6 protein-coding genes and 1 pseudogene are annotated in these 6,897 nt (G+C 68.5%); all 7 read left to right on the top strand.

Annotated features, from left to right (window positions below):
- Nucleotides 1–577: pseudogene (locus LDO54_RS31935) on the top strand (hypothetical protein); the annotation flags it as partial.
- Nucleotides 546–2,015, top strand: coding sequence for an ATP-binding protein (locus LDO54_RS31930; RefSeq protein WP_224015621.1), 1,470 nt, complete (start codon nucleotides 546–548; stop codon nucleotides 2,013–2,015). The pseudogene LDO54_RS31935 and the gene LDO54_RS31930, both read left to right, overlap by 32 nt.
- Entirely contained in the window at nucleotides 2,012–3,535 is a 1,524-nt protein-coding gene (locus LDO54_RS31925; protein ID WP_224015619.1) for a response regulator, read from the top strand. Before LDO54_RS31930 ends, LDO54_RS31925 begins: the two co-directional genes overlap by 4 nt.
- The gene (locus LDO54_RS31920) at nucleotides 3,532–4,068 is read left to right on the top strand and encodes a GNAT family N-acetyltransferase (RefSeq protein WP_224015617.1); all 537 of its coding nucleotides are present in this window, start codon (nucleotides 3,532–3,534) and stop codon (nucleotides 4,066–4,068) included. Before LDO54_RS31925 ends, LDO54_RS31920 begins: the two co-directional genes overlap by 4 nt.
- Before the next feature lie 146 nt (nucleotides 4,069–4,214).
- On the top strand, nucleotides 4,215–4,919 hold the full coding sequence (locus tag LDO54_RS31915; protein WP_224015615.1) for a hypothetical protein: 705 nt from the start codon (nucleotides 4,215–4,217) through the stop codon (nucleotides 4,917–4,919).
- A 271-nt stretch (nucleotides 4,920–5,190) separates the two neighbouring features.
- The gene (locus LDO54_RS31910; protein ID WP_224015625.1) at nucleotides 5,191–6,363 is read left to right on the top strand and encodes an HPP family protein; all 1,173 of its coding nucleotides are present in this window, start codon (nucleotides 5,191–5,193) and stop codon (nucleotides 6,361–6,363) included.
- A gap of 119 nt (nucleotides 6,364–6,482) precedes the next feature.
- Nucleotides 6,483–6,896, top strand: a complete 414-nt coding sequence (locus LDO54_RS31905; protein ID WP_224015613.1) for a MarR family winged helix-turn-helix transcriptional regulator — start codon at nucleotides 6,483–6,485, stop codon at nucleotides 6,894–6,896.
- The last annotated feature ends 1 nt before the right edge of the window (nucleotide 6,897 follow it).

Below are 6,897 nucleotides of genomic sequence, written 5' to 3'. Positions count from 1 at the left end.
GCGCGGCGCCGCGCTCGCGCTCGCGCGCTTCGACCTCGCGCGCTCGACCGTGAGCTTTTGCGGCACCGGCAATATCGCGGCGGCAGCGTTCGGCACCGACAAGCCCGTGATGAGCGGACCGGGCGCGCCGGGCGGCACAAGCGGCACAAGCGGCACAAGCGGCACAAGCGGCACGAGCGGCACGAGCGGCACGAGCGCCTCAAGCAGCGGCCGCGCCTGGGCGCGCGGCACGGAAACTGCTGTCACGGCCGCCGGCTCGGGATTGGCGAGCGCGGCGCGCGACAGTTATCAGCTCGTCTCGCGCAACGGCATCGTCGGCCATACGATGCGCGGCACCCAGGAATTCGAGTTCGCATGGCGCGCCAGCGGCATGCTGATCCTGCATTCGGACGGCGTGGGCACGCGCTGGGATCTCGCCGCGTGGCCGGGCCTCGCGCATCAGCCCGCCGTGGTGATCGCCGCCGTGCTGTATCGCGACTTCTCGCGCCGCCGCGACGACGCGACCGTCGTCGTCGTCAAGGCGCAGCCGGGAGTACAGTTGAATCATGAATACGCCACTGTTGCGCATCCGGCTTGAAGCCGCCCAGGACGTCGTCGCCGCGCGCCGACGCGCGCGCGAACTGGCGGCGGGCTTCGGCTTTTCGCCGCTCGACCAGACGCGCATCGCGAGCGCCGTCTCGGAGATCGCGCGCAACGCCGTCGACTACGCGGGCGGCGGCGAGGCGCTGTTCGCCTTCGACAGCGCCTGCGCGCCGCAAGCCTTCGAGATCGTCGTGCGCGATCGCGGCCAGGGCGTGCGCGAACTCGAGTCCGTGCTCGACGGCACGTATCGATCGCCGGGCGGCATGGGGCTCGGCATCACGGGCAGCCGCCGCCTGATGGACCGCTTCGAGATCGACTCGACGCCGCAAGGCACGACCGTGACGATGGCGCGCCAGTTGCCGCCCGAACGCCCCGCGCTGCGCGGCGCCGAACTCGAACGCATCGTGCGCGGCGTGAGCGCGGGCGAGCCGCAGGCGCTGGAATCCGATTCGCTCGAAGAGATGCGCCAGCAGAACCGCGAACTCGTCGCCACGCTCGACGAACTGCGCGAGCGCCAGGACGAACTCGCGCGGCTCACGCAGGAACTGGAGGCGACCAATCGCGGCGTGGTCGCGCTCTACGCCGAACTCGACGAGCGCGCCGAGGAACTGCGCCGCGCCGACATGATGAAGACGCGTTTTCTGTCGAACATGAGCCACGAATTGCGCACGCCGCTCAGCTCGATCCGCGCGCTCGCCAACCTGCTGCTGAACCGGCTCGACGGCGATCTGAGCGACGAGCAGGACCGCCAGGTCCAGCTGATTCTTTCGTCGGCGGAAACGCTCGGCGAAACCGTCGACGACCTGCTCGATCTCGCCAAGATCGAGGCGGGCAAAACCGAGGTGTTGCCTGCGTGGTTCGATCCCGCCGATCTGTTCGGCGCGCTGCGCACCATGCTCATGCCGCTGCTCACCACGCCGCACGTCACGCTCGAATTCGCCTCGACCGCGCATCTGCCGCGCCTCTACACCGACGAGCCGAAGCTCACGCAGATCCTGCGCAACTTCGTCTCGAACGCGCTCAAGTACACCGAGCGCGGCCAGATCCGCGTGGGCGCACGCGTGGAGGCGGACGGCGCGCGCATCGCGTTCTTCGTCGCGGATACGGGCATCGGCATCGCGGCCGAACATCATCAGATCGTCTTCGAGGAATTCGGCCAGGTGCAGAACCGCCTGCAACAGCACGTCAAGGGCACGGGCCTCGGCTTGCCGCTGTGCCGCAAGCTCGCCGCGCTGCTGGGCGGCGAAGTGGGCGTGGAAAGCGAACCGGGCGTGGGCTCGACGTTTTATGTGAGCGTGCCGGTGCGGCTCGAAACCGGCGAGGCACAGGACGCGATACAGGACGCGATGCACGACGCGACACTCGACGAGCCACGCGCATCCCACAACACCGCGCCCGCCGAGCGCGCCACATCTGGAGACGGCGCATCATGACGCCCGCCGCCACCCTGATCCTCAACGTCGACGACAACGAAGGCGCGCGTTACGTGAAATCGCGCGTGCTGCGCCACGTGGGTTTCGACGTGATCGAAGCCGCCACCGGCCAGGCCGCGCTCGATGCCGTGCGCGAGCACGCGCCCGCGCTCGTGCTGCTCGACGTGAAGCTGCCCGACATCAGCGGCATCGAAGTCTGCCGCCTGATCAAGAGCGATCCGCAGACGAACTCCACGCTCGTGCTGCAAACCTCGGCCGCGGCCGTGCAGGCGCGCGACAAGATCCGCGCGCTCGACGGCGGCGCGGACAGCTATCTGACCGAGCCGGTCGAGCCCGCCGAACTGGTCGCGAACGTGCGCGCGCTGCTGCGCCTGTACGCCGCCGAAAAAGCGCTGCGCGACGCCGACCGACGCAAGGACCGCTTCCTCGCCACGCTCGCGCACGAACTGCGCAACCCGCTCGCGCCGATCCGCAACGCGATCGAACTGCTCGATCCGCGTCACGGCGCGAGCGACGCCGGACGCGCCGACGCGCGTTTGATCGCGAGCCGCCAGGTCGAGCATCTGGGCCGTCTCGTCGACGATCTGCTCGACGTCTCGCGCATTTCGCACGGCAAGATCGCCTTGCAGATGAGCACGCTCGATCTGCGCCAGATCGTCGAAATTGCCGTGGAAACGAGCCGCCCGTTCCTCGACGCGAAACAGCAGCGCCTCAGCGTCGAGATGACGCCGGGGCCGATCCATATCGTCGGCGACGGCATCCGCGTCGCGCAGATCATCAGCAATCTGCTGTCGAATTCGGCGAAGTACACGGCCGAGGGCGGCGAGATCGGCCTGCGGCTCGACGTGAGCGCGCGCGACGTGGCGATCCGCGTGCGCGATAATGGCATCGGCATCGCGCCCGACGAACTCCCTTATGTCTTCGAACTTTTCATGCAATCACGCGAAGCCCTCAAACGCGCCGACGGCGGACTCGGCATCGGTCTCGCGCTCGTGCGCGAACTGGCGGAACTGCACGGCGGCTCGGTCGCCGCGCATTCGCAAGGCGTCGGCCACGGCTCCGAATTCGAAGTGCGCCTGCCGCTGAGCGTCGCGCCGGACGTGGACACGCCGCCCGCCAGCACCGTTCCTTCGGATATCGAAACATCGGCGCCGAAACGCCGCGTGCTGATCGCCGACGACAACGTCGATTCCGCCACCTCGCTGCTGATGCTGCTCGAACTCGAAGGCCACGACGTGCGCGTGGCGCACGACGGCCCGACCGCACTCGCGATCGCGCAGAGCTTCCTGCCGCACGTGGCGATTCTCGATATCGGCCTGCCGGGCATGGACGGCCACGCGCTCGCCAAGGCGCTGCGCGCGCAGCCCGCGACGGCGCACGCGCAATTGATCGCGCTGACCGGCTACGGCCAGGAGCGCGACCGCCAGGCGACCAGCGAAGCGGGCTTCGACCGCCATCTGGTGAAGCCCGCGCCGTTCGACGAGATCCTGCGCGAAATCGAAGGCAGCAAGGCGCCATGACGGGACGGTCTGCGTTGCCTGCGCTCGCCGTGCGTCCGCTCGACGCCCACGATCTCGAACACGTCTGCCGCCATCGCGAAGCGATGTTCCTGGAGGCCGGGCGCGATCCCGCCACCTTGCAGACGATGACCGCGCACTTTCGCACGTGGCTCGCGCCGCGTCTCGCCGACGGGCGTTACTTCGGCTTCATGCTCTGCGCGACCGACGACGCAGCGGACGGCGCAGCGGACGGCGCAGCAGACGACACAGCGGACGGCGCGCCCGTGGCCGGCATCGGCCTGATGGAAATCGACTGGCCGCCCCACCCCGCGCATCCCGACCAGGACCGGCGCGGCTATGTGCTCAACGTCTACGTCGAGCCCGCGATGCGGCGGCGTGGCCTCGCGCGCGAACTGATGCGCCTCGCCGACGCCGAATTCGCGCGGCGCGGCATCCGCTACACGATCCTCCACGCGACCGAGCAGGGCCGCGATCTCTATCGCGACCTCGGCTGGAGCGCGACGACGGAAATGGCGAAGACGCTCGGCGCGTGAGGCGCGGCGGCTTCGTCATCCGCATCGGCATCGCCGCTTCATCGCTGCGCCTTCATCAATTCATCAAACGCGATCGCGCCCTCAAGACACCGCTCAAAGCTGCCGTTAACCGGATGAGCTTTCAACCATCCATCACGGAGCCACGCTTGAACGGGAAAACGCGCGCCCTCACTGCCTTCCCCCACCTCGGCCGCCTCGCCGCGCTCGCGCCCATCGTGCCGCTCGCGGGCGCGCTGCTGCTGAGCGGCTGCGTCGCCGACACGCGCGTGGCTGCGACGTCCGCCCGGCCCGTGGCCGTCGTCGCACCGCCGCCCGCGCCCGTCGTGGTGGCCGCGCCGGTCTACGTGCCGGAACCGCACGACGCCTACGTCTCCATCGCGGCCGACCGCGACGTGGTGTACGCCAGCGGCGCGACCTATATCTGGTTCGTCGGCTCCGACGGCCATCGTCATCGTCACTATTACGGACGCGGCGATCTGCGCGGCGAGGTCATGCACCGCCGCGCCGAACTGCGCAACGTGATGGCGCATCACGACGGCCATCTGCCGATGCAAACCGCTTTCGTGCCGCCGCCGCCCACGCGTGGCGGGCCGCCCGTGCATCGCGTGCGCGTGGAGATGACGCCGCGCGCACGGCCGATGGCGCGTCAGGCTGCGTATCAGCCGCATCCGCCCGCGCATGGGCCGCAGCATGCCGAACATCGCCCGAACGCAGCGGCCCAGCCGAATCGCAACGCGTCGCATCACGCGCCCGCGCAGAACCGCCAGGCCGGCGATCATGGTCATCGTTCGCAGAACGGCCATCCGGGCAATCCGCCGCCGATGGCTTCGGCGCAGCGTCCCGCCGCCTGATCGTCCACGCGGCGGCACGCACCGCCACACGCAAAAAACGCCGGCGCGCTCAGTGCGCGCCGGCGTTTTTTTATGGACTGATTAATTCGAATGCCTAATTATTTCGCGCGGCTTCAAGCGACGTCCTTTCTTCTAACGAATCGCGACCCGCCTGTCCAGAAGGGAAAATTCGGGCGTCACCATATATATCACGTTGCGATATAATCGCCGACTTCCCAAAGCACGTGTCCGCCTGGACGCGCCGTTCCGCCCCTCGATCGCCATGACGACCGTGTTCCGCTACAGATTGCTCCGCTGGCTGGCGCGCTTCGCGCCCAACCCCGTCACGCTCCGCTGGCGCGAACGCCTGCGCTCGGGCGTCGGCGCACTGATCGGCATCGCGTTCACGGGCGCGCTTTCGCATCATCTGCTCGGCAACGCGTCGAGCATTCCGTATCTGATCGCGCCGATGGGCGCGTCCGCCGTGCTGCTGTTCGGCGTGCCCGCCAGCCCGCTCGCGCAGCCGTGGTCGATCATCGGCGGCAATCTCGTCTCGGCCACCGTGGGCGTGACCGCCGCGCTGCTGATCTCCGATCCCGTGATTGCCGCTGCCGTCGCGGTGGGCGTGGCGATCTGCGCGATGTTCACGCTGCGCTGCGTGCACCCGCCTTCGGGCGCCGTCGCGCTTACGGCCGTGCTCGGCGGCCCCGCCGTGCATGCGCTCGGCTACGAATTCGTGTTCGAGCCGGTCGCGCTGCAATCCTTCATGCTGCTCGCGGCCGCGCTCGTTTATCACGCCGCCACGGGCCATCGCTATCCGCACGCCGCGCCTGCCGCTGCCGCCGCGAAAGCGGCGCAGCCCGCCGTCGCCGGCAACGTAGCGGGCAGCTTCGCGCGCGCCGATCTCGAAGCCGTGCTGCGCGAGCGTAACGAACTGCTCGACATCGACACCGACGATCTCGAAGCGCTGCTGCGCGAAACCGAGATCCGCGCCTATGCGCGCAGCTTCGGCGAACTCACCTGCGCCGACGTCATGTCGAGCAACGTGGTGAGCATCACGCCCGCGACGACCGTCGAAACCGCGCGCGCACTGCTCAAGCAGCACGACGTGAAAGCGCTGCCGGTGGTCGATGCGCATCAGCACGTGAAGGGCATCGTCACGCGCGCCGACCTCGCCGACGACGGCGCCGAACTGCATCCGCTGCGCGTGCTGCTCTACGCGATCCTGCCCACGCTGCGCCCGCACGCGAACAGCCTCGAAGTCGTCATGCTGATGTCGACGCACGTGCGCACCGTGGCGGCCAGCACGCCGGTCGTCGAACTGCTCGGCCTGTTCGCGGGGCGCGGACACCATCACGTTCCCGTGGTCGACGGCGAGCGGCGGCTCGTCGGCATCATCACGCAGGCCGATCTGATTTCCGGCCTGCATCGTCAGACCAGTCCGCTGCAACGGCAAAGCGCCTGACCCCGCGAGAAGAATCGCACCAGCCGATTCACGCGAGGCCTTGTTTCAGGGCCTCGTCCGGCCATAAATATCATGTTGTGATATATTATCCTATCGAAACGTCATCACACGGATACCCGATGAAGCACCGCACCCGCGACCTCGCCAAAACCGATTTCGAGCAGCTTTCCGAATTCCGCTACCAGATGCGCCGCTTCGAGCGCTTCTCGGAGCAGGCCGCCCAGGGCGAGGGCATCACGCCGCTGCAATATCTGCTGCTGCTGCACATCAAGGGCTATCCCGGCCGCGAATGGGCGACCATCGGCGAGCTGGCCGAGCGTCTGCAGGCGCAGCATCACGGCGTGGTCGCGCTGGTTTCACGCTGCGAGGCGATCGAGCTGGTCGAGCGGCGCGTGAGCGAGCGCGACCGCCGCCAGGTGGAAGTGCATCTGCTGCCCGCGGGCGAAGCGCTGCTCTTGCGCCTCGCCGAACTTCATCGCGCCGAACTGCGTACGCTCGACGGCCGATTCACCATCCCGCAAATCGATCTCTGAC

This window comes from Paraburkholderia tropica, from assembly GCF_914484835.1.
GTDB classification, from domain to species: Bacteria; Pseudomonadota; Gammaproteobacteria; order Burkholderiales; family Burkholderiaceae; genus Paraburkholderia; species Paraburkholderia tropica_A.
This window is presented reverse-complemented; position numbering and strand designations above follow the sequence as displayed.

Coding starts and splice junctions, on each gene's coding strand:
- LDO54_RS31930 (WP_224015621.1), top strand. CDS start 546: ATGAATACGCCACTGTTGCGCATCCGGCTTGAAGCCGCCCAGGACGTC.
- LDO54_RS31925 (WP_224015619.1), top strand. CDS start 2,012: ATGACGCCCGCCGCCACCCTGATCCTCAACGTCGACGACAACGAAGGC.
- LDO54_RS31920 (WP_224015617.1), top strand. CDS start 3,532: ATGACGGGACGGTCTGCGTTGCCTGCGCTCGCCGTGCGTCCGCTCGAC.
- LDO54_RS31905 (WP_224015613.1), top strand. CDS start 6,483: ATGAAGCACCGCACCCGCGACCTCGCCAAAACCGATTTCGAGCAGCTT.